19 protein-coding genes are annotated in these 24,030 nt (G+C 72.0%); 14 read left to right on the top strand and 5 right to left on the bottom strand.

From position 1 onward, the window contains the following. Positions 1–9 precede the first annotated feature (9 nt). The 5 genes from ACFVTH_RS17960 to ACFVTH_RS17940 are packed head-to-tail and all read left to right on the top strand — an operon-like array spanning position 10 to position 3,988. The gene (locus ACFVTH_RS17960) at positions 10–906 is read left to right on the top strand and encodes a F0F1 ATP synthase subunit gamma (RefSeq protein WP_387093922.1); all 897 of its coding nucleotides are present in this window, start codon (positions 10–12) and stop codon (positions 904–906) included. Positions 907–926: 20 nt separating this feature from the next. Then, entirely contained in the window at positions 927–2,381 is a 1,455-nt protein-coding gene (gene atpD / locus ACFVTH_RS17955) for a F0F1 ATP synthase subunit beta (protein WP_387093920.1), read from the top strand. 2 nt (positions 2,382–2,383) lie between these two features. Continuing rightward, positions 2,384–2,644: a F0F1 ATP synthase subunit epsilon gene (locus tag ACFVTH_RS17950; RefSeq protein ID WP_386941944.1), complete on the top strand. Its 261-nt coding sequence runs from the start codon at positions 2,384–2,386 to the stop codon at positions 2,642–2,644. A gap of 10 nt (positions 2,645–2,654) precedes the next feature. Continuing rightward, positions 2,655–3,227 carry an AAA family ATPase gene (locus ACFVTH_RS17945; protein WP_387093917.1) on the top strand — a complete coding sequence of 191 codons (573 nt, stop codon included), beginning with the start codon at positions 2,655–2,657 and terminating at the stop codon, positions 3,225–3,227. Next, complete coding sequence (locus ACFVTH_RS17940; protein ID WP_387093914.1) at positions 3,227–3,988, top strand: YaaA family protein; 762 nt, start codon at positions 3,227–3,229, stop codon at positions 3,986–3,988. Before ACFVTH_RS17945 ends, ACFVTH_RS17940 begins: the two co-directional genes overlap by 1 nt. Before the next feature lie 79 nt (positions 3,989–4,067). Here the strand turns inward: ACFVTH_RS17940 and ACFVTH_RS17935 are convergent, their stop codons facing one another. The 3 genes from ACFVTH_RS17935 to ACFVTH_RS17925 form a co-directional block, all read right to left on the bottom strand. Beyond that, complete coding sequence (locus tag ACFVTH_RS17935; RefSeq protein ID WP_387093912.1) at positions 4,068–4,883, bottom strand: M57 family metalloprotease; 816 nt, start codon at positions 4,881–4,883, stop codon at positions 4,068–4,070. Positions 4,884–5,047: 164 nt separating this feature from the next. Then, positions 5,048–5,638, bottom strand: a complete 591-nt coding sequence (locus ACFVTH_RS17930) for a DNA-3-methyladenine glycosylase I (RefSeq protein WP_387094232.1) — start codon at positions 5,636–5,638, stop codon at positions 5,048–5,050. Between the two features lie 5 nt (positions 5,639–5,643). Next, positions 5,644–6,135 (bottom strand): methylated-DNA--[protein]-cysteine S-methyltransferase, encoded by a 492-nt coding sequence (locus ACFVTH_RS17925; RefSeq protein ID WP_387093909.1) that lies wholly within the window; start codon positions 6,133–6,135, stop codon positions 5,644–5,646. Between the two features lie 210 nt (positions 6,136–6,345). On the opposite strand from ACFVTH_RS17925, the gene ACFVTH_RS17920 reads away from it, so the two are divergent. Further along, positions 6,346–7,512 carry a DUF4192 family protein gene (locus ACFVTH_RS17920; protein ID WP_387093906.1) on the top strand — a complete coding sequence of 389 codons (1,167 nt, stop codon included), beginning with the start codon at positions 6,346–6,348 and terminating at the stop codon, positions 7,510–7,512. 55 nt (positions 7,513–7,567) lie between these two features. On the opposite strand, the gene ACFVTH_RS17915 is transcribed toward ACFVTH_RS17920, so the two are convergent. Both ACFVTH_RS17915 and ACFVTH_RS17910 read right to left on the bottom strand, forming a co-directional pair. Further along, a complete protein-coding gene (locus ACFVTH_RS17915; RefSeq protein WP_387093904.1) occupies positions 7,568–8,953 on the bottom strand; it encodes an aspartate aminotransferase family protein in 1,386 nt (461 codons plus the stop codon). 12 nt (positions 8,954–8,965) lie between these two features. Continuing rightward, entirely contained in the window at positions 8,966–9,448 is a 483-nt protein-coding gene (locus ACFVTH_RS17910; protein ID WP_386941951.1) for an Lrp/AsnC family transcriptional regulator, read from the bottom strand. A 145-nt stretch (positions 9,449–9,593) separates the two neighbouring features. On the opposite strand from ACFVTH_RS17910, the gene ACFVTH_RS17905 reads away from it, so the two are divergent. The 8 genes from ACFVTH_RS17905 to ACFVTH_RS17870 all read left to right on the top strand — a co-directional run bounded on the left by ACFVTH_RS17905 (position 9,594) and on the right by ACFVTH_RS17870 (position 24,012). Further along, on the top strand, positions 9,594–10,619 hold the full coding sequence (locus ACFVTH_RS17905) for an FHA domain-containing protein (RefSeq protein WP_387093901.1): 1,026 nt from the start codon (positions 9,594–9,596) through the stop codon (positions 10,617–10,619). Further along, the gene (locus tag ACFVTH_RS17900) at positions 10,616–11,455 is read left to right on the top strand and encodes a PP2C family protein-serine/threonine phosphatase (RefSeq protein WP_387093898.1); all 840 of its coding nucleotides are present in this window, start codon (positions 10,616–10,618) and stop codon (positions 11,453–11,455) included. The genes ACFVTH_RS17905 and ACFVTH_RS17900 overlap by 4 nt, the downstream gene beginning before the upstream one ends. Positions 11,456–11,579: 124 nt before the next feature. Next, positions 11,580–12,980 (top strand): serine/threonine-protein kinase, encoded by a 1,401-nt coding sequence (locus ACFVTH_RS17895; RefSeq protein WP_387093895.1) that lies wholly within the window; start codon positions 11,580–11,582, stop codon positions 12,978–12,980. After that, complete coding sequence (locus ACFVTH_RS17890) at positions 12,980–18,844, top strand: Ig-like domain-containing protein (protein WP_387093892.1); 5,865 nt, start codon at positions 12,980–12,982, stop codon at positions 18,842–18,844. Before ACFVTH_RS17895 ends, ACFVTH_RS17890 begins: the two co-directional genes overlap by 1 nt. Next, positions 18,841–19,812: an AAA family ATPase gene (locus ACFVTH_RS17885; protein ID WP_387093889.1), complete on the top strand. Its 972-nt coding sequence runs from the start codon at positions 18,841–18,843 to the stop codon at positions 19,810–19,812. The genes ACFVTH_RS17890 and ACFVTH_RS17885 overlap by 4 nt, the downstream gene beginning before the upstream one ends. Then, positions 19,809–21,122: a DUF58 domain-containing protein gene (locus ACFVTH_RS17880; RefSeq protein ID WP_387093886.1), complete on the top strand. Its 1,314-nt coding sequence runs from the start codon at positions 19,809–19,811 to the stop codon at positions 21,120–21,122. The genes ACFVTH_RS17885 and ACFVTH_RS17880 overlap by 4 nt, the downstream gene beginning before the upstream one ends. Then, positions 21,119–23,416: a transglutaminaseTgpA domain-containing protein gene (locus ACFVTH_RS17875; protein WP_387093883.1), complete on the top strand. Its 2,298-nt coding sequence runs from the start codon at positions 21,119–21,121 to the stop codon at positions 23,414–23,416. The genes ACFVTH_RS17880 and ACFVTH_RS17875 overlap by 4 nt, the downstream gene beginning before the upstream one ends. Continuing rightward, positions 23,413–24,012, top strand: a complete 600-nt coding sequence (locus ACFVTH_RS17870) for a hypothetical protein (RefSeq protein WP_387093881.1) — start codon at positions 23,413–23,415, stop codon at positions 24,010–24,012. Before ACFVTH_RS17875 ends, ACFVTH_RS17870 begins: the two co-directional genes overlap by 4 nt. Positions 24,013–24,030 lie beyond the last annotated feature (18 nt).

The raw sequence follows: 24,030 nt of genomic DNA, 5'->3' as shown, positions 1-24,030 counted from the left end.
AGGAGAGACATGGGAGCGCAACTTCGGGTCTACCGGCAGAAGATCAAGTCTGCCCAGACGACGAAGAAGATCACCAAGGCGATGGAGCTCATCGCCGCCTCGCGCATCCAGAAGGCGCAGGCACGGGTGTCGGCTTCGACGCCGTACTCGCGGGCGATCACCCGTGCCGTCTCGGCCGTGGCGACGTACTCCAACGTCGACCACGTGCTGACGACCGAGCCCGAGAAGATCGAGCGCGCGGCGATCGTGATCCTCACGAGCGACCGCGGCCTCGCCGGCGCATTCAACTCGCAGGTCCTGCGTGAGTCGGAGGAGCTCGCCGAGCTCCTCCGCTCGCAGGGCAAGGAGGTCGTGTACTTCCTCGTCGGGCGCAAGGCGGTCGGGTACTTCCAGTTCCGCCACCGCGAGTTCGAGCGGCAGTGGACGGGCAGCTCCGAGAACCCCGAGTTCGAGCTCGCCAAGGAGATCGCCGACGCGGTGCTCGAGTCCTTCCTCCGCGATGCGGCCGACGGTGGCGTCGACGAGATCCACGTGGTCTACAACACCTTCGTCAGCATGATGACGCAGACCCCCACGGTCGTGCGCCTGCTGCCGCTCGAGGTCGTCGAGGGCGTCGAAGAGCCCGACGCGACGGTGCAGCCGCTGTACGAGTTCGAGCCCGACGTCGAGACGGTGCTCGACGGGCTGCTGCCGGTGTACATCGAGAGCCGCATCTTCAACGCCCTCCTGCAGTCGGCCGCCGCGAAGCACGCCGCCACGCAGAAGGCGATGAAGTCGGCCTCCGACAACGCCGACAAGCTCATCACCGACTACACCCGCCTGGCGAACAACGCGCGCCAGGCCGAGATCACGCAGCAGATCTCCGAGATCGTGGGCGGCGCGGACGCGCTCGTCGCCGCCAAGTAAATCCAGAAAGAGTGAGCAGAATGACTGACACCATCGAGACGGTCGCCGACCAGACCGTCGCCGTCGGCCGCATCGCCCGCGTGACGGGCCCCGTCGTCGACATCGAGTTCCCGCACGACTCGATCCCGGAGATCTACAACGCCCTCCAGACCGAGATCACCATCGGCGACGAGACCTCGACGCTGACCCTCGAGGTCGCCCAGCACCTCGGCGACGACGTCGTCCGTGCCATCGCCCTCAAGCCCACCGACGGCCTCGTCCGCGGCCAGGAGGTGCGCGACACCGGCTCGCCGATCTCGGTTCCCGTCGGCGACGTCACCAAGGGCAAGGTCTTCAACGTCATCGGCGAGGTCCTGAACCTCGAGCCCGGCGAGACCATCGAGGTCACCGAGCGCTGGCCGATCCACCGCAAGCCCCCGGCCTTCGACCAGCTCGAGTCGAAGACCCAGCTCTTCGAGACCGGCATCAAGTCGATCGACCTCCTGACCCCGTACGTGCAGGGTGGAAAGATCGGCCTCTTCGGCGGCGCCGGCGTCGGCAAGACCGTCCTCATCCAGGAGATGATCCAGCGCGTCGCGCAGGACCACGGTGGTGTGTCGGTGTTCGCCGGTGTCGGCGAGCGCACCCGTGAGGGCAACGACCTCATCCACGAGATGGAGGAGGCGGGCGTCTTCGACAAGACCGCCCTCGTCTTCGGCCAGATGGACGAGCCGCCGGGGACGCGTCTGCGCGTCGCCCTCTCGGCCCTCACCATGGCCGAGTACTTCCGCGACGTGCAGAAGCAGGACGTGCTCCTCTTCATCGACAACATCTTCCGCTTCACGCAGGCGGGCTCCGAGGTGTCGACGCTGCTCGGCCGCATGCCCTCCGCGGTGGGCTACCAGCCGAACCTCGCCGACGAGATGGGCATCCTCCAGGAGCGCATCACCTCGACGCGCGGCCACTCGATCACCTCGCTGCAGGCGATCTACGTGCCCGCCGACGACTACACCGACCCGGCGCCGGCGACCACCTTCGCGCACCTCGACGCGACGACCGAGCTCTCGCGCGAGATCGCGTCGAAGGGTCTCTACCCCGCGATCGACCCGCTGACCTCGACGTCGCGCATCATGGACCCCCGCTACCTGGGCGAAGACCACTACCGCGTCGCGACCACGGTCAAGCAGATCCTCCAGAAGAACAAGGAGCTCCAGGAGATCATCGCGATCCTCGGTGTCGACGAGCTCTCGGAAGAGGACAAGATCACCGTCGCCCGCGCGCGCCGCATCCAGCAGTTCCTCTCGCAGAACACCTACATGGCGAAGAAGTTCACCGGTGTCGAGGGCTCGACCGTCCCCCTGAAGGACACCATCGAGTCGTTCGACGCCATCGCCCGCGGTGACTTCGACCACGTGGCCGAGCAGGCCTTCTTCAACGTCGGTGGCATCTCCGACGTCGAAGAGCAGTGGGCACGCATCCAGAAGGAGAACGGCTGAGCATGGCCGCCCTCAACGTGAGCGTCGTCTCGGCCGACCAGGAAGTCTGGTCGGGCGAGGCGGCCATGGTGGTCGCGAAGACCGTCGAAGGCGAGATCGGCATCCTGCCGGGCCACGAGCCGATGCTAGCGATCCTCGCCGGCGGCGAGGTGCGCGTCACCCTGCCCGGCGGTGAGAAGATCACCGCGAGCGCCGAGGACGGGTTCCTCTCCGTGCAGTCCAACTCGGTGCAGGTCGTCGCGTCTCGCGCCGAACTCTCCTGAGGAGCAGCGGATGCAGGGGGAGCAGCCGTTCGACCGCCAGTTCGGTGACCTGAGCGTCACCCAACTCATCGTCATGGCCGGGTTGCCGGGTGCGGGAAAGTCGACGATCGCACAGATCGTCGGCGCCCGCCTCGGCGCCACGGTCGTGTCGGTCGACCCGATCGAGTCGGCGATCCTGCGCGCCGGGATCGACGCCGACCAGCCCACGGGTCTCGCGGCCTACCTCGTCGCCGAGGAGATCGCCGAGAAGGAGCTCGACTCCGGCCGTACGGTGATCGTCGATGCGGTGAACGCCGCAGAGGCCGCGCGCCTGCAGTGGCGCAACCTGGCCGAGCGCGCCGACGTGCGCCTTCGCGTCATCGAGGTCGTCTGCTCCGACGAGGAGCTGCACCGAGCCCGACTCGAGAAGCGGGAGCGCAAGCTGCCGCACCTCGAGGAGACCACCTGGCGCGCCGTCGAGCAGAGTCTCGAGGGCTATGCCGCGTGGACGGGCCCGTCATCGGCGCTGCCGCGCGTCACGATCGACAGCATCGAGACGCTCGGCACGAACGTCGACGCGGCGCTCGCCTTCATCGGCTCGTAGTGCGCATCCTCCTTCCGCCGTCGGAGACGAAGCGCGACGGCGGTGCTGACGCGCCGCTCGCGCTCGAGGCGCTCTCGTTCCCCTCGCTCTCGGCGGCACGCGAGCAGACGCTCGCCGCGCTGGGCGAGCTGTCGTCCGATGGCGCGGCCATGATGCGGGCGCTGAAGCTGGGGCCACGGCAGACCGCTGAGGTCGACCGCAATCGCGCGATTCCGGCCGCTCCGACGATGGCGGCGATCGACCGCTACACGGGCGTGCTGTTCGACGCACTCGAGGCCCCGTCGCTCGATGCGGAGGCTCGGGCGTTCGCCGGCCGAACCGTCGCCGTGCACTCCGCGCTGCTCGGCCTCGTCGGCGCGCTCGATCCGGTCCCGGCGTACCGGCTCTCGCACGACTCGAAGCTGCCCGGATTGCGGCTGAAGGCCCACTGGCGTGAGCCGATCGCCCGCGTGCTCGACGACGAGGCGGGGCTGATCATCGACCTCCGCTCGGAAGGCTACGCCGAGCTCGGGCCCGCCCCGGCGCGGCCGGGCAGCGTCTACGTGCGCGTCGTCTCGATCGACGGCGACGGCCGCCGGCGCGCCCTGAACCACTTCAACAAGCAGGCCAAGGGACGATTCACGAGGGCGGTGCTCGAGCGACGCCCCGAGCTCGCCGGCGTCGAGGACCTGCTCGACTGGGCCGACTCGCAGGGCTTCTCGATGCGACTCGGCGAGGAGCGGGCGGCGACACTGCCACGCGAGGTCGAGCTCGTCGCCTGACACCGGACAGGCCACTGGGCCCGGTCGACGACGACCGGACCCAGTGGACTCCGAGCGAGAGCTCAGCTCAACAGGAGCATCAGTTGCCGTACAGGGCGACGACGCCGGCCCGGTCGCTGCTCGTCATCGACAGGTCGTCGGACGAGCCGTTGCACTGCGGGTAGTGCATGATCGACGACGAATCGTACGGCGTGAGCGCGCGCCAGTTGTTGTCTTCGAAGCAGGTACCCGACTCGGGGCGCGTGTGCTCGTGCCGGAAGCCCAGCGTGTGGCCGAGCTCGTGGCCCAGGATGTTCGTGGGCGTCCACGAGCCCGAGCTCCAGATCGAGTCGTCGATGAGCACGTTCTGCTGACGGTCGGGCGAGCTCGGGAAGAACGCCCGCGCGATGTACTGCGAGGTCTGCACCGGCTCGACCGAGAAGACGACGGACTTGTTGCGCGTCGTGCACTGGCCGTCGGCGCTGCTCACGTACACGAAGTTCACCTTCGACGATGCGGCCTCCCAGAGGGCCGCGCCGCTCGCCATCGCACTGACGACGTCGGCGTGACGCGTGCCGAACTTCGTGCTGACGCAGTAGGTGAGATTGCCCACCTGCGAGGCCGACCACTTGTCGTCTGCGCCGTTCACCGTGTTGACGATGAGACCGTCGGTGGGCGTCTCGGGGCCGACGAGCTGCTCGTAGAACGAGCGCAGGTCGCTCTGGCCCGAGATCAGCTCGTCGCCGTTGACGATGTAGCCGCCGTCGACGTCTCGGTAGGTCGATGCCGCGAACTCCTGGTAGGAGGGAACGTCGGAATCATCGAGTGTGAGTGCACCGGCGGCCGGGATTGCCGTGCCGACGGCGAGCGCGGCTGCCGCGGTGGCGGCGAGCGCGAGTGTTCTTCTGAATCGCATGTAGTGCTCCTTCTGAGCGATCTCCGTTCGCCTGGGCGGCGACCGGGCTCCGGGTGCGCGGATGGGCACCGTTGCCTACCCCCCGAAGTGGGCACAAACGTAGCGGGTGCGATTCGACGGTGTCAAGGATTTTCGGGAGCGAGCCCGGGCGTCGCGCGTCGGCGTCAGGTGCCGCTGGACGGCGACGCCCGGAAGCAGCCGGCGACGTGATCGTCGACCATTCCGGCGGCCTGCATGAGCGCATACATGGTGGTCGGTCCGACGAAGGCGAAACCGCGACGACGGAGCTCACGACTCATCGCGGTCGACTCGGGCGTCGTCACCGGGACCTCGGCGAACGACGCGGGCGGAGCGGGTCGCGCCGGCGGTGCGTAGCCCCAGAGCAACTCGTCGAGCGGCACCTCGAGCTCGAGCGTCGCACGCGCGTTCGTGATCGTCGCGCGGATCTTGCCGCGGTGGCGGATGATGCGGGCATCGCCGAGGAGGCGCTCGACGTCGGCGTCGGTCATCGCGGCGACCAGGTGCGGATCGAACCCGTGGAACACCTCGCGGAAGGCCGGTCGCCGCCGGAGGATCGTGATCCACGAGAGCCCGGCCTGGAAGCCCTCGAGGCACACCTTCTCGAAGAGACGCTGCGGATCGTGCTGCGGCGTGCCCCACTCCTCGTCGTGATAGCGACGGTACTCGGGGTCGGCGGCGCCCCAGGCGCACCGAGCGACGCCGTCGTCGCCCACGACCGTGTCGGGCCGGGGGATGACGCTCACGCGGCGAAGCCGATGCGCTCGTGGCCCAGGAGCCAGAGCTTCGTGGGAACACCCTCGCCGCCGGAGTACCCGGTGATGCGCCCGTCGGAGGCGAGCACACGGTGGCAGCCGACGATGATCGGAACGGGGTTCGCGCCGACCGCGCCGCCGATCGCGCGCGCCGACCCCGGGCGGCCGACGGCCGCCGCGAGCGAGCCGTACGAGATCGCCTCGCCCCAGCCCAGTCGTGCGAGCTCGGCCCAGACGGCGCGTTGGAAGTCGGTGCCCTCGAGTCGGACCGGGAGGTCGAAGTCGGTGCGGTCGCCCCTGAAGTACTCGTCGAGCTCGACCCGGGCCCGCTCGAGCACGGCGTTGGGGCGTTCGGGGGAGTCGTCGTGGGGGAGGACGCCGTCGCGCTCGATCGAGAGACCGGTGACGGCGTCGTCGTCGGCGACGACCTCGATGCGCCCGATCGGGCTGTCGAGTCGGATGAGGAAGACGTTGGTCATGCACCGAGCGTAGCCCGGGCCGCCGACACGTTCTCGCGAGATTCGGACATCGCGCCGGAGGCGGCGCACGCGATGCTGTGGAGGAGGAGTGGCGGCCGATCCGGTCGACCAGTGGACGACCGCTCCTCCACAGCCCGCGCGGCTCGGCGAACCTCGCGGTCGGGCCCCCGTGGCGACGCCGGAGCCCGCTGCGCGGGGCACGCTCTGGCCATGACCACCATCATCCGCGCCGGATCGGCGCAAGAGTTCCTGGCCCTCGTGCCGAGCATCGCGGGCTTCGCGCCCTCCTGCTCGCTCGTCTGCGTGGCATTCGACGGCACCCGGACCGTCGGGGTGCTCCGGCACGACCTCCCGAGGCGCCCGCGCGACCGCGACGCGCTGGCCGCGGTCGTCGTCGCCGCCCTCTGCCGCATGCCCGGCGTCGACGGGGTGGTCCCGATCGTCTACACGGGGGCGGGGTTCGCCGATCACTCCGACGCGCCGGAGCGTCGGCTCGTCGAGCTGCTCACGGCGCGCGCGAGCGAGGCGGGGTTCGCGGTCCGCGACGGGCTCTGCGTGGCGAACGACGGCTGGGGCTCCTATCTCGACCCGGCGCTGCCGGCCACGGGGCATCCGCTCACGCTCATCGAGCGTTCCGCCGCGGTCGTGACGGTGCCCGACGTCGACGACCGCAGGCACGACCCCGCGCGGCACGCCCGCATCCCCGACAGCGACCCCCGCAGGGCCGCAGCCGTCGCACGGGCGCTCGACCGGCTCGAGGCATCGGGCCCGAGCGGAGCCGAGCTCACCCGGCTCGGCGACGATCTCGATCCCGTCGAACTCGTCGAGCACCTCCTCGAACCGGGCGCGGTGCCGGCTCGTGCGGCGGCGTGGTTCCTGCATCTCGCGGCACGGCCGATGTTCCGCGACGGGATGATGCTGCAGTTCGCATTCGGGCCGCTGGTGGGTGCTGCCGCGCACGACGACGCCGCGGAGACCGTCGAGCGCGCGGAGCACCGCGGCAGGTCGATCGACGAGCTCCTCGTCGTCGAGCCCGCCGACGGAGCGGGGGAGCCGGTCGCCGAGATCCTCGCGCGGCTCCTGCTCGGGCAGACGAACCTCCGCCCCGCGCGGCCGCGCGTCGAGCGGGCGGCCGACGTCGTCCGGCGTCTCGTCGCGGACGCCCCCGAGTCGCATCGGGCGGGGCCGCTGTGCATCCTGGCCTGGCTGCTCTGGGCGCTCGGGCGCGGTTCGGCGGCCGGAGCGATCCTCGACACGGCCCTCGACCTCGATCCCGGCCACACCATGGCGACACTGCTCCTCCGCCACCTCGGCAGCGGCGCGCTCCCGGAGTGGGCGTTCGCGCGTCCTCCGGAGGCGGACGCGAACGCACGATGATCACGGGTGAACTGGGCGACGCCGCGACGTCGCGAACGCAGAGGGGGTGGTGCGATCAGAGGCGGTTCGACGCCTCGGTGAGCACGCTGCGCAGGATCTGCTCGATCTCCTGGAACTCGGGAACGCCGATGGTGAGCGGCGGCGAGAGCTGGATCACGGGGTCGCCGCGGTCGTCCGCACGGCAGTACAGCCCCGCGTCGAACAGCGCGGTCGAGAGGAAGCCGCGGAGCAGGCGCTCCGACTCGTCCTCGTTGAACGTCTCGCGCGTGGCCTTGTCCTTCACGAGCTCGACGGCGAAGAAGTAGCCGGCCCCGCGCACGTCGCCGACGATCGGCAGGTCGTTGAGCTTCTCGAGCTCGGCGCGGAACAGCGGCGAGTTGTCGCGGACGTGCTCGAGGAGGTTCTCCTCCTCGAAGATGTCGAGGTTCTCGAGCGCGACGGCCGCCGAAACGGGGTGGCCCGCCCAGGTGTAGCCGTGGTAGAAGGTCGTGTCGCCCTTCGAGAACGGCTCGTAGATGCGCTCGTTGATGATCGTCGCGCCCATGGGGGCGTAGCCCGAGGTCATGGCCTTCGCGCAGGTGATCATGTCGGGCACGTAGCCGTACTCGTCGCACGCGAACATGTGGCCGATGCGGCCGAAGGCGCAGATGACCTCGTCGGAGACGAGCAGCACGTCGTACTTGTCGCAGATCTCGCGCACGCGCTGGAAGTAGCCGGGGGGCGGCGGGAAGCAGCCGCCCGAGTTCTGCACCGGCTCGAGGAAGACGGCCGCGACGGTGTCGGGGTCCTCCATGAGGATCTGCTCCTCGATGCGGTTCGCCGCCCAGATGCCGAACTCCTCTTCGCTGCCCGTGGGGGCGCCCATGTCGGCCGCACGGTAGAAGTTGGTGTTCGGCACGCGCAGGCCGCCGGGGGTGATCGGCTCGAACGGCGCCTTGATCGGCAGGCCGGTGACGGCGAGGGCGCCCTGCGGGGTGCCGTGGTAGGCGAGCGCCCGCGAGATCACCTTGTACTTGCTCGGCTTGCCCATGAGCTTCCAGTAGTTCTTCGCCAGCTTGTAGGCGGTCTCGACCGCCTCGCCGCCGCCGGTCGAGAAGAACACGTGGTTCAGGTCGCCGGGCGCGTAGTCGGCGAGACGGTCGGCGAGCTCGATCGCCTTCGGGTGGGCGTACGACCAGATCGGGAAGAAGGCGAGCTCCTCGGCCTGCTTCGCGCCGGCCTGCGCCAGGCGCTTGCGGCCGTGGCCGGCGTTCACCACGAAGAGGCCGGCGAGGCCGTCGATGTAGCTCTTGCCGTTGATGTCGAAGACGTGGTGGCCCTCGCCGCGGGTGATGATCGGCACGCCCGAGGTCTCCATCGTGGACTGCCGCGCGAAGTGCATCCAGAGATGGTCCTTCGCCTTCTGCTGCAGTGCGCCGTTGTCGTAGACCGTGTCGGTCATGATCTTCCCTTCTTAGCGAGTGCCCCAGTTGTAGAACTGCTTCTGGAGCTTGAGGTAGACGAACGTCTCGGTCGAGTTCACGCCCTCGAGGTTGCGGATGCGCGAGTTCAGCAGGGAGATGAGCTCCTCGTCGTTCTCGCACACCACCTCGGCGAGCAGGTCGAAGCTGCCCGCGGTGAGCACGACGTAGTCGATCTCGGGGATCTCGGCCAGCTGCTCGGCGAGCACCCGGGTGTCGCCCGACGCGCGGACGCCGATCATCGCCTGGCGGGTGAAGCCGAGCTGCATCGGGTCGGTCACCGCCACGATCTGCATCACGCCCGACTCGGTCAGTCGCTGCACGCGCTGGCGCACGGCAGCCTCGGAGAGGCCGACCGCCTTGCCGATGTCGGCGTACGAGCGTCGGCCGTCGGCCTGCAGCTGCTCGATGATCGCCTTCGAGACCTCATCGAGCTGCACCGGCCGATGCCCGTTGGAACGACTTGCGTTCGTCATGGACTCGATTGTGACAGTGAAGGATGCCTCTGGCAAGCGAATCCGTCGAATTCTGGGTGTTGCACAACGGATTCCATGCATTCGGCTCCGTTTCGCTGTGCAGATCGGGCTCGCAGGGAGCACCGTGCAGTGCCAGACTGGCGACATGCTTCCAGGGTCGGTCACGAGTCTCGCGACCGCCGGCGCCCCGGCCTGGGACTCGATCGTCGGCGAACGCTTCATCGCGGTGCTCCGCGCGCCGGCCGACCCGCGCGTGCTGGATGCGCTCGCCGAGGCGGCGGGCGACCCGCGACCGAGCCTGGAACGGCTCATCTCGTTCATCCCGGCGCCGCTCGACCAGGCGGGCGGCGACTTCGCCCTCGTGTGGTGGGGCGGGGGCGACCTCGGCGAGGTGACCGCGGTCGCGCGGGGCGATGCGGTCGTCGACCTCGACTCACCGGGCGGCAGCCGCCGGTTCGACGCCCGAGGCATCCGACCCTGGCACCTCGCGGAGTTCCGCGAGGTCGACGGGATCCGCCTCACGGCGGCCGGCGCACCCCTCGCACCCCTCGGCGGCGGCACCGTCGTCGGCCACGCCCGAGCCAGCCTGCGGGCGTCCGCGATCGAGTGGCGTCGCGGCGACGCGACCGAGCCCGAGCCGGCCGCGGGCGAGGTCGACACGGTCCACACGAGGCATCCGGCCGCCGACGTCGACACCGTGCTCACCGCGAGGCGCGACGACGCGTCGGGCCCGCCGAGCGGACCGAGCGCGGTCGTCGACGGGGCCGCCGGAGATCTCGATCGCGCGGTGCCGAGCGTCCGGATCGCGGGGGGTGCGCCGTTCACGCCCTCCGGCCCGGTCTTCGTCGGCCGGAGGCCCGCCGCGCCGCGGATCGTCTCGGCCGACGGCCCCGCGCCGCAGCTCGTGCGCGTGGAGTCGCCGGGGCGGGTGGTGTCGTCGACCCACCTCGAGCTGCGGGTCGAGGGCGTGCGGCTCGTCGCGAGCGATCTCCGCTCGACGAACGGCACCACCGTGCTCGGCCCGAACGGCGTCCGCCGGTTGCGGGCGGGCGAGTCCATCGTGGTGGTTCCGGGCATGAGGCTCGACCTCGGAGACGATACGATCATCGAGATCCTCCGACCCCCGGGAGTCGATCCGACGCTCAGAGCAGACAGCAGGCCGAACACGTGACGCAGATAGGCAACGGCAATGCCCGCCACCGGGTCGCGCTGCCCGACGGCACCGAGGTCACCCTCGCCTGGGCCGCGATCACCGACACCGGGCTGCGCCGCGAGGTCAACGAGGACAGCTACGTCGCCCAGTCGCCCGTGTTCGCCGTCGCCGACGGCATGGGCGGCCACGCCGCCGGCGACTTCGCGAGCGCGGCGGTCGTCACGCGACTCGCCGAGCACGGCGGGAAGGCCGCGATCGGCACCCCCGAGATCGACGCCTCGCTCCATCACGCCGTGCAGGACATGGGCCGCGGCGCCGGGGTCACCGACGAGGGCAGCGGCACGACCGTCACCGGCGCGGCGCTCGGCACCATCTCCGACGAGCCGGCCTGGATCGTCTTCAACATCGGCGACTCCCGCGTCTACCGGCTCGTCGGCGGGGTGCTCGAGCAGCTCACCGTCGACCACTCGATCGTGCAGGAACTGGTCGACGCGGGGCAGATCACCCGCGAGGAGGCCGACACCCACCCCCACTCCAACGTGATCACGCGGGCCGTCGGCTTCCACGAGGCGCCGATCCCCGACTACCGTGCGATCGCCGTCGAGGCGGGCATGCGGCTGCTGATCTGCTCGGACGGGCTCACGAAGGAGCTGACCTCCTACGGCATCCGCCACTTCCTCCTCGCGAACCCGAACGCCGAGAAGGCCGCCGCACAGCTCGTCGACGCCGCCCTCGGCAACGGCGGGCGCGACAACATCACGGTGATCGTCGTCGACGTGCTGAAGGTCGTGCGCCCCGAGGCGGGTGCCGACCCCGAGCTCGACGGCGAGGGCGGCGAGGCGGCGAGGGCCTGACGACGGGCCGATTCCGGGCCGGCCGAGCCTGATGCCCTGCGGCGCCGGAAGCCTACAATGGTGGGCACCGGGCCACGTCTCCACCGACCCTGCCGAAGACGACCCGAGGAGCACAGGGAGGATCGTGACGCGACGTCTTCCATCCACCCCGCCGACACTCCCGGGCTTCGAGTTCATCCGGGTGCTCGGCTCCGGCGGGTTCGCCGACGTGTTCCTCTACGAGCAGAACATGCCGCGCCGGCTCGTCGCGGTGAAGGTGCTGCTCGCGGGCGTCGTGAACGACGACCTCCGCCAGATGTTCCAGGCCGAGGCGAACCTCATGGCCCAACTCAGCTCGCACCCGTCGATCCTGACCGTCTACCAGGCGAGCGTCGCCGCCGACGGACGCCCGTACCTTGTGATGGAGTACTGTTCGGCCTCGATCGGCCAGCGGTACCGCGCCGTACAGCTGCCCCTCGGCGAGGTGCTGTCGATCGGCGTCAGGATCGCGAGCGCCATCGAGACGGCGCACCGTTCGGGAGTGCTGCACCGCGACATCAAGCCCTCGAACATCCTCACCACGGCGTACGGCCACCCCGTGCTCTCCGACTTCGGCATCGCGGCCACGCTCGGCCAGGCCGAGACCTCCGACCCGATGGGCCTCTCGATCCCCTGGTCGGCGCCCGAGGTGCTCCGCGACGAGATCTCCGGAACGGTCGCGAGCGAGGTCTGGTCGCTCGGCGCGACCGTCTACTCGCTCCTCGCCGGGCGCAGCCCGTTCGAGGTGATCGGGGGCGACAACCAGGCGCAGGCCCTCATCTCGCGCATCTCGAAGGGCAAGCTCCCGCCCACCGGGCGGGTCGACGTGCCGGCCAGCCTCGAGGCGGTGCTCGCCCGGGCGATGTCGAAGCAGCCGAAGGCCAGGCAGAGCGGCGCGCTCGAGTTCATCCGCGACCTGCAGGCCGTCGAGGAGGAGCTCGGGCTCCCGCAGACGCCGATCGAGGTCGCGATGGACGACTGGGCGCTGGCGACCGCGGTCGACCTCGACGAGCGCACCAGGGTGAATCCGGCGCGGCCGACCGCGGAGCTCGCACGGCGCCGCCGTCGCGCAGCGGTGCAGCGGCCGTCGACGTCCTCCCGGACCGGCCTCGCTGAGACGACCGGCTCGCGGGGGCGCAGCTCGCCGCCGACCGCCGGTCGGCTCGCCTGGGGGGTCTCGATCGTGGCGGTGCTGCTGCTCGCGCTCGTCGGTGCGGGCGTCGTCACGGTCATCCAGAACACACGCTCCATCCCGGTCGTCACCGAGGTCAGCGGCAGCGCCGTCGGCGCCGAGGTCACGTTCGAGTGGGTCGACCCCGGCCTCCAGTCGGGTGACGCCTACATCGTCAGGGTCGACGGGGCCGCCTCGCCGATGCAGCGGGAGACCAGCTACTCGGTCGACGCGGGGGAGCGCGACCGCGTCTGCGCGAGCGTGACGGTCACGCGCGACGGCAAATCGGGTGCGTCGAGCACCGAGCGGTGCGTCGAGGTGGAAGGCGTCGGCTGATGCGGCTCGCGATCCCGCGCCGTCACCGCTCAGCGGTCATCACCGGCGTCTCGGTGGCCGCGGTGGTCGGTCTCGTGGGCACGATCGCGGTCACGAGCGGCGGCTACGCCTCGCAGCGGGTCGACCTCGGCGACGCCGCGGTGTGGGTCGCGAACGAGGGCGCGCAGTCGGTCGGCCGTGCGAGCACCGCGGCGCTGGAGCTGAACTCGGTCGTCGAGACGGGCGGGGGTGCGAGCATCGTGCAGCGCGGGTCGACGGTGCTCGTCCTCGACTCGGATCGCTCGAGCGTCGGCATCGTCGACGCGGCGACGAGCGAGCTGACCCAGCCGGTCGCCGTGCCGCCCGAGGTCACCACGCTCGCGCTCGCCGGCCCACAGGTCGTGATCGCCGCGAACGGCGACGTCTGGCGCACGCCGCTCGCCGAGTTCGCCGAGTTCGAGGCCGACTCCGACGCGGCGCTGAACTTCGGCGCGGACGCGGTGATCTCGGTCGATCCCGATGGCCTGATGTTCGCCGTCACTCCCTCGACCGGCGAGGTGGTCGAGGTCGACGCGGCCGGGAGCGGGACGGTCTCGTCCGAGTGGCGGATCGCACCGGCGGCCGATCACGAGGTGCAGATCACCTCCGCGGGCGGACGCTGGGCCGTCCTCGACGTCGACACCGGCTTGCTCACCGTCGACTCGAGACCGGTCGACCTCTCGAACGAGATCGGGGCGGGTGACGAGGTGCGCCTGCAGGCCGCGTCGTCGGCGCCCGGCGAGATCTGGGTCGCCACACGTCGGGCCCTCCTCGCCGTCGACCCCGACAGCGGTGCGGTGCGCCGCGCGATCGCCGACCGCTCCGGCGCCCCCGTCGCCCCGGCGGTGGAGGACGGATGCGTGCACGCGGCCTGGGCCGGCGACGGCGCATGGCGCTCGTGCGACGGCGCGGCCGGCGAGATCTTCCCGCTCGAGGGCGCCACCGGCGACGACCTCGACTACCTCGCGAACGGCACCGCCCTCGTGCTCAACGACCGCGGCAACGGGCGCACCTGGGCGGCGAGCCGCGAGTACCAGCGCATCGACAACTGGAAGGACCTGCTCGACCTCGAGCAGGACGACGAGCAGCTCGAGCAGAACGATCCCGACGACCGGCCGACCATCGAGAAGCGCAGCGTCGACCCGGTCGCCGAGGACGACGTGTTCGGCGCCCGCCCGGGCCGGTCGACGCTGCTGCCGGTGCTGCTCAACGACTACGACGCGAACGGCGACGTGCTGATGCTCGAGCAGCCCGAGGAGCAGCTGCCCGAGTGGGCGCGGCTCGACCTCGTGTCCGACAACCAGCAGCTGCAGCTCACGCTCGCCGACGAGGCGGCGGGGGTGCTGCGCTTCGCCTACCGCGTCGGCGACGGACACGGCGGCAGCGCCACGGCCGAGGTCGAGGTCACCGTGCGCGGCGACGACGAGAACGCGGCGCCCGAGCAGCGCAGGCGCATCCACGACGACGTCGCCGTCGACGGCCGCCTCACCGCCCCGGTGCTCGGCGACTGGGTCGACCCCGACGGCGACCCCGTGTTCCTCGCCGAGTCCTCGGCGGACGCGCCCGACCGGGTCTCATGGTCGGCCGAGGGGGCCGTCGTCTTCCACGAGGGCCAGGGCATCACCGGCGAGCGCGTCGTGCCGCTCATCGTCTCCGACGGCCGCGCCGAGGGGTCGGGCACGCTCGAGATCACCGTCCACCCCGCGGGCGAGGTGCCGATCCTCGCCGAGCCCTTCATCGCGCTCGCGACCGCCGGCGAGGAGATCCGGATCGACCCGCTCAGGCACGTGCACGGGGGAACGGGACAGGTCGGCCTGACGGCGGTGCCGGCGAAGCCCGAGGTGAAGATCACGCCCGACTTCGACGGCGGCACCTTCCGCTTCTCGAGCCTCGCGATCGGCACCCATCACCTCGAGTACACGGTCAGCGACGGCGGGGCGCCCGTGACCGGCGTCGTCCGCGTCGACGTGCAGCCGCCGCCCGATCGGGATCCGACGCCCATCACGGTGCCGCACACGGCCTTCCTGCGCGTGGGCGATCCGGCCGACGTCGACGTGCTCGCCACCGACATCGACCCGACCGGCGGGGTGCTCGTGCTCACCGACGCCGCACGCGACCTGCCCGGCGCGCAGATCGAGGTCGTCGAGCACCGCCTGCTGCGGGTGACCCTGACGGCGCCGCTCGAGTCGGGATCGACGAGCTTCGCCTACCGCGTGAGCAACGGCATCGCCGAGGCCGAGGGCGAGGTCACGCTGGTCCAGGTGCCCGAGCCGGCGCTCCCGCAGCCCCCGGTCGCCGCCGACGATTCGGTCTCGGTGCGCACGGGCGACGTGATCGACATCCCCGTGCTCGAGAACGACGAGCACCCCGACGGACTCCCGCTGCTGCTGTCGCCCGAACTCGCGTCGAAGCCCGAGGAGGGGCTGCTGTTCGCCTCGGGCGACCGCCTCCGCTACTTCGCTCCCGAGGCGCCGGGCACGTACACCGCGCTCTATCGCGTCGAGGACGAGCGCGGCCAGTCCGTGAACGCGACCGTGTCGATCTCGGTCAACGAGGCCGACCCCGAGACGAACGCGGTCCCGGTGCCCGAGGCCGTCGACGCGCGGGTCATCGCGGGTGCGACGGTGCGCGTCCGCATCCCGCTCGGGGGCATCGACCCCGACGGCGACTCGGTGCAGCTGCTTGGGCAGCAGTCGAACACCGAGCGCGGCGCGGTCGAGGCGACCGGCCCCGACTGGCTCGACTATCGCGCGGCGGACTACTCGGCGGGCACTGACACCTTCGCCTACGCCGTCATCGACGCGCTCGGCGGCCGCGCGGAGGGCACGGTGCGCATCGGCATCGCACCGCCGAGCGAGCGGCCGGCGGCGCCCGTGGCGGTCGAGGACGTCATCACGGTGCGGCCCGACCGCACCATCACGGTCCCGGTGCTCGACAACGACTTCGACCCGGCCGGCGGCGGGCTCGGAATCGTCGACGTCGTGGCACAGGGCGGGGGTGAGGCGCGCGTCGTGGGCGATCGTCTCGAGGTCGACGTGCCCGCGGCGGAGGGGGAGTTCGGGTTCGTCTACACGATCGAGAACGAGACCCTCGGCCGGGCCTCGAGCTACCTCACGGTCGTCGCGAGCGAGGACGCGCCGCTCGCCCGCCCCGAGGCATCCGACACGGTGCTCACCCTCACCGACATCGTCGGCGTCGATTCCGTCGACGTCCCGGTGCTGCGGGGGGTGTTCCTCGCCGACGGCGACGAGCGCGAGCTCGGCGTCGACCTCGTCGACGGCTACCGCGCGGGGGCGGAGGTGCTCGGCGACGGCTCGATCCGGGTCGCGGTCGAGGACCGCCGACGCATCATCCCGTTCGTGGTGTCCCACCCCGAGGACCCCGAGGTCACCGCGTACGCGTTCGTGTGGGTGCCGGGCCGAGACGACGCGCTGCCGCAGCTCCGCGCCGACGCGCCCGACGTCGAGGTGCGCAGCGGAGAGTCGATCGAGCTCGAGCTGGACGACTACGTCATCGCCGCCTCCGGCCGGCCCGTCCGCATCACCGACGAGGCCAGCGTCCTCGCCTCCCACAGCGACGGCTCGCCGCTCGTCGTCGACCGCGACACGCTCCGGTTCCAGAGCGAGCCGGGCTACGTCGGACCCGCGTCGATCTCGTTCACGGCGACCGACGGCGAGGCGGACGATCCCGATGCGCGCACCGGCACGATCGTCATCCCGATCGAGGTCCGCTCGAATGCGGACGAGCCGCCCGCATTCGCCGGCGGGGTCCTCGACTTCGAACCGGGCGAGCGGAAGACGATCGACCTGGGCAGACTGACGCTCCCCGCCGGATCCGCGGATGCCGACGAGCTGGACTACGAGGTGCTGCCGCCCGAGGCCGAGGGCTTCGACGTCGCGCTCGACGGCAGCGAGCTGACGATCACCGCCCGCTCGGAGACCGCGCTCGGCACCGAGTCCTCCGTCTCCATCGGCGTCTCCGACGAGTCGGGCGAGGGCAGCGGCGGGCGGATCGTGCTGCGGGTGGTGCCGTCGACGAAGCCGGTGGCGCGCCCAGCCGACGACCTCGCGATCGCGGCCAGGGGCCGCACGACCTCGATCGACGTCCTCGCGAACGACGAGGCCGCCAACCCCTTCCCCGACGTGCCGCTCCGCGTCGTCGCCGTCGACCTGAGCGACCTGCCGCCCGGCGTCGCGATCTCGCCGAGCGACGACCGCGCGACCCTCGCGGTCACCGTCTCGGCGACGGCGGCTCCGGTGAACACCACGGTCAGGTACCAGGTCGAGGATGCCACGGGCGAGCCCTCGCGCCGGGCCTGGGCCGCCGTGACGATCTCGGTGCAGGACCGACCCGAGCCGGTCATCTCGCCGCTCCTCACCGGCTTCGGCGACGGCACCCTCGACATCGCGTTCGGCGCCGGCGCCTTCAACAACTCGCCGATCACGGGCTACGAGCTCGCGCAGATCGACCCGAACTCGCGCGACGTGCTCGGCACCACCGTGTGCGAGGCGACGAGCTGCACGATCGCGACGCCCGGCAACGGCCAGTCGAACGCGGTGATCGTCGAGGTCAGGGCCCGCAACGGGATCGGGCTCTCCGACCCCGTCACGGTGCCGGGAACGGTCTGGTCCGACGTGGTCCCGCCGCCCGCCGACGGCCTCCGCGCCCTCCCGCGCGATGGGCGGCTGCGCCTCGAATGGAACCCGGTCTCGGGCGGGCCGGGCAGCGCCGTCGGCTCGTACGTCGTGACCGTGGCCGGCGTCTCGAGCGAGGTCTCCGCGGCCTCAGCCTGCACGGCCTCGCTCTGCACCGTCGACTCGCAGGCGATCGCCAACGGCAGCCGGGTCCCCGTCGCGGTGAGCGCCCGCAACCAGGCCTACCCGGCGCTCGCGAGCTGGACCGAGGCGACCACGTCGGGGACGCCGTTCGGCGCACCCATCGCCGGGTCGCTCGATGTCGCCGGCGACGCCGCGGCCGGCACGGTCACCGTGACGTGGGCGCCGTTCTCGGGCAACGGCGACGCCATCGCGGGCTACTTCGTGCAGCGACTCGTCGTGGGGGAGACCGGCGTGCCCGGCGGAGCGCAGGCCTGCTCGGTCACCGCGCCGGCGCCCGGCTCGGTCGTGCCGCCCTCGACGGGAGGCACGGTCGCCGAGACGATCGGCGTCGGCCCCGACACCTCGAGCGTCCGCTTCACCGGCACGGCGACCGAGTCGGCGCGCTACTCCTTCATCGTCTGGGGCTACAACCGCGCCGGGTGCGCGCACACCGCGGTCGTCGGCACCGTCGTGCGGCCGGCGCCGGGCGACGTGGGCGCCGTCGACAGCCGGATGGGCTGGAACGGCCCGGAGACCTGGGACCGCTACATCGACGGCGTCGAGGCGGACGCGCCGCGCCTCGAGATCGTCGCCGTCGACGAGAACGGCATCCAGGTGCCCGGGTCCACACGCGAGTTCCGGGGTTCGGGCTGGCTGCGCGAGCTGCTCGACGGACGGTTCGCGTTCGGCGAGACCGGCCGCTTCCAGGTGCGCGGATGCAGCGTCTGGGGCAGTTGCGGCGCGTGGTCGAAGGTGCTGCCGGCCGGCTCGTCGCCGACGCTCACCTTCGCGCTGCCGAGCCGCCTCTGGGACGACCGCGGCGCGAGCTGGTCGTGGACGAGCCCGCCCGACAACTCGGGCCTCCCAGCGACGTTCAGCTGCGGCATCGAGGGCGAGCGCGGCCGGCGGGCCCAGACGCCCACGAGCTGCCAGATCTCCGGCGTCGGACCCGGGGACCGGGTCTGGTTGGATGTTGAGGTCGCCGGTGTGACCGCCCGGTACGTGGCGACGAGTAAGGAGCCGTCATGACGATGTCCCCCGATGACGCCGCGCGATTCGCGGCGACCCTCGACCGCCTCGTCGGCGCCGTCGAGGAGGTGCTGCTCGGCAAGAACAGGGTCGTGCGGCTCGCGTTCACCGCGCTGCTCAGCGAGGGGCACCTCCTGCTCGACGACGTGCCGGGCACGGGCAAGACGTCGCTCGCGCGGGCGATGGCGCAGTCGGTCTCCGGCACGAGCAACCGGGTGCAGTTCACCCCCGACATCCTGCCCGGCGACATCACCGGGGTGACGGTCTACGACCAGCGCTCGGGCTTGTTCGAGTTCCACGCCGGGCCCGTGTTCGCGAACGTCGTGCTCGCCGACGAGATCAACCGGGCGAGCCCGAAGACCCAGTCGGCCCTGCTCGAGGTGATGGAGGAGGCGCAGGTCACGGTCGACGGGCAGTCGCACCCCGTGGGGCATCCCTTCATGGTGATCGCGACCCAGAACCCGGTCGAGCAGGCCGGCACCTACCGGCTGCCCGAGGCGCAGCTCGACCGCTTCCTCATGCGCACCTCGATCGGCTACCCCGACCATGCGTCGACCATCAGGATCCTCGAGGGCGCCGACCAGCGGGCCCACGACCACCGGGTCGAGCCGCAGGTCGATGCCGCCGAGGTGATCGAGCTCGCCGCGCTCGCCCGCACCGTGTTCGTCGACCCGACCATCCACGACTACGTCTCGAGGCTCGTCGACGCGACCCGCACCGCTCGCGAGGTGCGCCTCGGGGTGAGCGTGCGCGGTGCGCTCGCCCTCATCCGCACGGCGAAGACCCACGCCGCCGGCCGCGGCAGGCACTACGTGGTGCCCGACGACGTCAAGGCCCTCGCCGAGCCCGTGCTCGCGCACCGGCTCATCCTCGACCCCGAAGCCGAGTTCGACGGAGTCACCGCCTCGAACATGATCGCGCAGGTGCTCATCGAGACGCCGCCGCCCTCCACGAGGCAGGCGATGTGACCCTCGGCCCCACCCGGACGACGATCCCCGAGGAGGCCCGCAACGAGGGCCTCCTGGCGGTCGTCATCGGGCGCGCCGTTCGCGCGGCCGCCGCGGCCGCGGCGTTCGCCGCCGGGTCGGCGCGGGCCGTGCAGGGCGTCGTGACCCCGCTCGGGTGGTGCGTGCTCGCCGCAGCGGTGCTCGCGCTCGTGGTCGGCTACGGGTTCGGCCTGCTCGAGGTGATCGCGCTCGGGTGGGCCTTCGTCGTGCTGCTCGCCGCAGCCGCGCTCTGGCTCGTCGGCCGCGGCGCCGGCCAGGTGCGCCTGGTCGTGCCGATCCCGAGGGTCGTCGTCGGCGAGCACGCCGAGGCGCGCCTCGTCGCCGTCAACCCCGGCCGGCGTCGGTTCGGCGGCGTGCAGCTCGAGTTGCCCGTCGGGGCCGCAGTCGTCGAACGGGTGCTCCCCGGGCTGGCCAGGGGCGGCGAGTACGAGGTGCAGTTCCGCATCCCGACCGACCGTCGCGGCATCGTGCCGATCGGTCCGGCGCGCACGGTCCGCGCCGACCCCATCGGCCTGATGCGCCGTGAGATCGTCTGGTCCGAGACCGCCGAGCTCAAGGTGCACCCGCGCACGGTGCCGATCGCCGCGCTCAGCAGCGGGTTCATCCGCGACCTCGAGGGCTCGCCGACCCGCGACCTCACCTCGAGCGACATCGCGTTCCACGCGCTGCGCGAGTACGTCCCCGGCGACGACCGGCGGTACATCCACTGGAAGAGCTCGGCGAAGACCGGCACGTTCATGGTGCGCCAGTTCGAGGAGTCCCGCCGCAGCCGGCTGATGGTGGTGCTCGACCTCGACACAGGGGCATACGCGAGCGAGGCGGAGTTCGAGCTCGCCGTGAGCGCCGCGGCCTCGGTGGGGTCGCGCGCGATCCGCGATGCGCGCAGCGTCTCCTTCGTCGTCTCGGGCCGACAGTCCGGCCGCACGGGTTCGATGCGCGAGCTCCCGACGGTCTCACGCGACCGCTTGGTGGATGCGCTCTGCGTCGTCGAGCGGGAGGAGCGCGTCGCCCTCCTTCCCGACGTCGCCCGGAGCGCCGCGGAGTCGCTCCACGGCCTCTCGCTCGCGGTGCTCGTCACGGGCACCGCGCGCGGCATCGGCCCGTTGCGCTCGGCCGCGAGCCGGGTGCCCGCAGGGGTCGACGTCGTCGCCGTGCAGTGCTCGCCGGAGGGCGAGCCCACCGCCCGGACCGTCGCGGGCCTCACCGTGTTCGGCATCGGCTACCTCGAGGACCTCCGCGCGATGCTCGCGAGATCGGCGTCGGTCGCATGACCGCCCGCGAGGGGAGCGCACCCGCCGCGGGGCGGGCATGGTCGACGGCGATCAGCGTCGCGCTCGTGCTGGCGATGCTCGCCGCCGCGATGATCCCGTGGTGGCCGACGTACGAGAGCCCGGCGTTCTTCACCGCGGCGGGCGCCGCGATCGTCGCGGGTGCGGCGATCGGCGTCGCCGGCGCCCGGTTCCGGGCCCCGGCCTGGGTGGTCGTGCTCGCGGTCGTGGCCGCGTACCTCGTGCTCGGCGTGGCCGTCGCCGTCCCCGACCGAGCGCTGTTCGGCCTCCTCCCGACCCCCGCCGGGCTCGCGGAGCTCGTGTCCGGGGCCGCCCTGTCGTGGAAGCAGCTCGTCACCATCGCGGTCCCCGTCGGCTCGTACCAGGCGCTCCTCGTGCCGCCGTTCCTGCTCGGCCTCGTGGCCTCGACGAGCGCCGTGACGATCGCGCTCAGGTCCCGCCGTCCGGCGTTCGCGGTGCTGCCGCCCGCGGTGCTCCTCCTCGCCGGCATCGCGCTCGGCGTCGTGCACTCGACCTTCGCCCTCGAGGCCGGCCTCGCGTTCTTCGTGACCGCCGTGGCGTGGTTCGCCCGCATCAGGATCGCCCAGCGACGCCGGATCCCGAGCGGCCGGCCGGTCGAGGCGACGCTCGCCGATGCGCGGCGCGTCGTCGGGACATCCGCCCTCATCGCGGTCGCCCTCGTCGGGGCGACGGCCGCCGCCGTCGTGCTGCCGGTGCCCGCGCGCACCGTGGTGCGCTCGGAGCTGCAGCCGCCGTTCGAACCGCAGCAGCACGACAGCCCGCTGGCCGGGTTCCGCACCGCGTTCGGCGACGAGGTCGCCGAGGAGGCGATGCTCGAGGTGCGCGGCCTCCCGCCGCAGGCCGGCCTCAGGGTGGCGGTGCTCGACAGCTACGACGGCATCGTGTACTCGGTCGGCGGCGACGACGGCAACGGGCTCTCCGGCAGGTTCAGCCGCGTGCCGTACCGCCTCGACCAGCCCGAGGACTACGGCGAGTCGCAACGGATCGACGTCTCGATCCTCGGCTACGACGACGTGTGGGTGCCCGGCATCGGGCGGCTCGAGCGCATCGACTTCGGGGGGCCGCGCGCCGACGAGCTCGCCGAGCGGTTCTTCTACAACGACGTGACCGGCACGGCGGCCGTGCAGCAGGGGCTCCGCGACGGCGACCGGTACACCGCGACCTCGATGGTGCCCGCTCCGCCGCGCGACGTCTCCGTGCTGCGCCCCGGCACGACCGTGCTGCCCCCGATGCCCGAACTGCCCGACGAGCTCGAGGACCTCCTCGACGAGTGGGCGCCGCCCGCGAACGCCGAGGGGCAGCGCCTCGCCGCGGTCATCGAGGGCTTCCACCGCGAGGGGTACGTGAGTCACGGGCTCGACGGCGAGCGGAGCCGGTCGGGCCACGCGCTCGACCGGATCGCCGAGCTCGCCTCGGAGCGGCCGATGGTCGGGGACGGCGAGCAGTACGCCGTCGCCGCGGCCCTCATGGCCCGCCGGATCGGGTTCCCGGCACGGGTCGTCGTCGGGTACCTGCGGCAGCCCGGCACCGAGTACGACGTCGAGTCCGACGTGGTGCGGTTCCGCAGCCAGGACCGGCAGGCGTGGATCGAGGTGCAGGACTCCCACGGCGAGTGGGTCGCCGTCGATCCCAACCCGCCGCTGCGGCCGATCCCCCCTCCCGAGCCCGACCAGCCCCAGAGCGTGTCGAGACCGCAGTCCGCCCTCCCGCCGCCCGCCGAGCTCACGCCCGTCGACGACGACGCCACGAAGCCGGATGCCTCAGCCGACGACCCGTCCGACGGCGGAGCAGGCTGGCTCGCCGCACTCCTCGCGGTGCTCGAGGTCTCGGGAGTGGTGGTCCTCGGCCTCGCCGCGATCCTCAGCCCCTTCCTCGCCGTGATGGTCGCGAAGCTCCGGCGGCGCCGACTGCGCCGTCACGCCGGCACCACCGTCGAACGCATCGAGGGCGGCTGGCGCGAGTTCGCCGACACCGCGAGCGACTACGGATATGCGATCGTGCCCAATGCGACGCGCGCCGAGCAGGCGGCGATGGTCGGCGGGCTCGGCCCGCTCGTGCTCGCGTCGGTCGTCGACCGCGCCGTCTTCGCGCCGGGCGGGCCCGACGACGGCGACGATCGCCGGGTGTGGGAGACGGTCGACGAACTGCAGCGGCGCCTCAGCGAGACGCGTCGCCCGATCGACCGTCTGCGGGCGGCGATCTCGCTGCGCTCGCTCGGCGGGTACGCTGTGACCCGGAGAGGAGCACGTTCGTGAGGTGTCGGATCTGCGGTGCCGAGCTGCCCGCCGAGGCGATGTTCTGCGGCGAATGCGGCAGCTCGACGAGCGCGACGCCCGAGTCCCGGCGGCGTGCCGACCCGCGACCCGGCGACACGACGGTGGTCGACCGGTTGCGCGCCTCCCAGCGCAACAGCGGCGTGATCAGCGTGCCCGTGGAGGGGTTCGCTGCGCCCGTGCCCCTCCCCGAGTCGGGAGCAGAGGCCGTGGCCGAGCGGCCCGCAGCGCCGGCCGTCGAGCAGCCGGCGGCACCGCGCTTCACGCTGCGCTTCAGCACCGGCGAGACGCTGACGGTCTTCGGCACCGGCCTCATCGGCCGACGGCCGCTGCCCCAGCCGGGTGAGGAGTTCGACCACCTCGTGCAGATCGCCGACCGCACGCTCTCCGTCTCGAAGACCCACCTCGAGTTCGGCGAGCACGACGGCGTGCTGTGGGTCGCCGACCGGTTCTCGGGCAACGGCACCGTCGTGCGGCGGCCCGACGACGGCGCACTCCGCTGCGAGCCGGGCCGACGCTACCTCGTGCCGCGGGGCAGCAGGGTCGAGCTCGCCGAGCAGTCCTTCGTCGTCGCCTGAGTCCGTTCCTCCACAGCG

It is taken from the genome of Agromyces sp. NPDC058104, assembly GCF_042884835.1.
GTDB lineage: Bacteria > Actinomycetota > Actinomycetes > Actinomycetales > Microbacteriaceae > Agromyces.
This window is presented reverse-complemented; position numbering and strand designations above follow the sequence as displayed.

Coding starts and splice junctions, on each gene's coding strand:
- ACFVTH_RS17885 (WP_387093889.1), top strand. CDS start 18,841: ATGACGATGTCCCCCGATGACGCCGCGCGATTCGCGGCGACCCTCGAC.
- atpD (WP_387093920.1), top strand. CDS start 927: ATGACTGACACCATCGAGACGGTCGCCGACCAGACCGTCGCCGTCGGC.
- ACFVTH_RS17920 (WP_387093906.1), top strand. CDS start 6,346: ATGACCACCATCATCCGCGCCGGATCGGCGCAAGAGTTCCTGGCCCTC.
- ACFVTH_RS17910 (WP_386941951.1), bottom strand. CDS start 9,448: ATGACGAACGCAAGTCGTTCCAACGGGCATCGGCCGGTGCAGCTCGAT.
- ACFVTH_RS17945 (WP_387093917.1), top strand. CDS start 2,655: ATGCAGGGGGAGCAGCCGTTCGACCGCCAGTTCGGTGACCTGAGCGTC.
- ACFVTH_RS17890 (WP_387093892.1), top strand. CDS start 12,980: ATGCGGCTCGCGATCCCGCGCCGTCACCGCTCAGCGGTCATCACCGGC.
- ACFVTH_RS17950 (WP_386941944.1), top strand. CDS start 2,384: ATGGCCGCCCTCAACGTGAGCGTCGTCTCGGCCGACCAGGAAGTCTGG.
- ACFVTH_RS17875 (WP_387093883.1), top strand. CDS start 21,119: ATGACCGCCCGCGAGGGGAGCGCACCCGCCGCGGGGCGGGCATGGTCG.
- ACFVTH_RS17935 (WP_387093912.1), bottom strand. CDS start 4,883: ATGCGATTCAGAAGAACACTCGCGCTCGCCGCCACCGCGGCAGCCGCG.
- ACFVTH_RS17960 (WP_387093922.1), top strand. CDS start 10: ATGGGAGCGCAACTTCGGGTCTACCGGCAGAAGATCAAGTCTGCCCAG.
- ACFVTH_RS17925 (WP_387093909.1), bottom strand. CDS start 6,135: ATGACCAACGTCTTCCTCATCCGACTCGACAGCCCGATCGGGCGCATC.
- ACFVTH_RS17905 (WP_387093901.1), top strand. CDS start 9,594: ATGCTTCCAGGGTCGGTCACGAGTCTCGCGACCGCCGGCGCCCCGGCC.
- ACFVTH_RS17915 (WP_387093904.1), bottom strand. CDS start 8,953: ATGACCGACACGGTCTACGACAACGGCGCACTGCAGCAGAAGGCGAAG.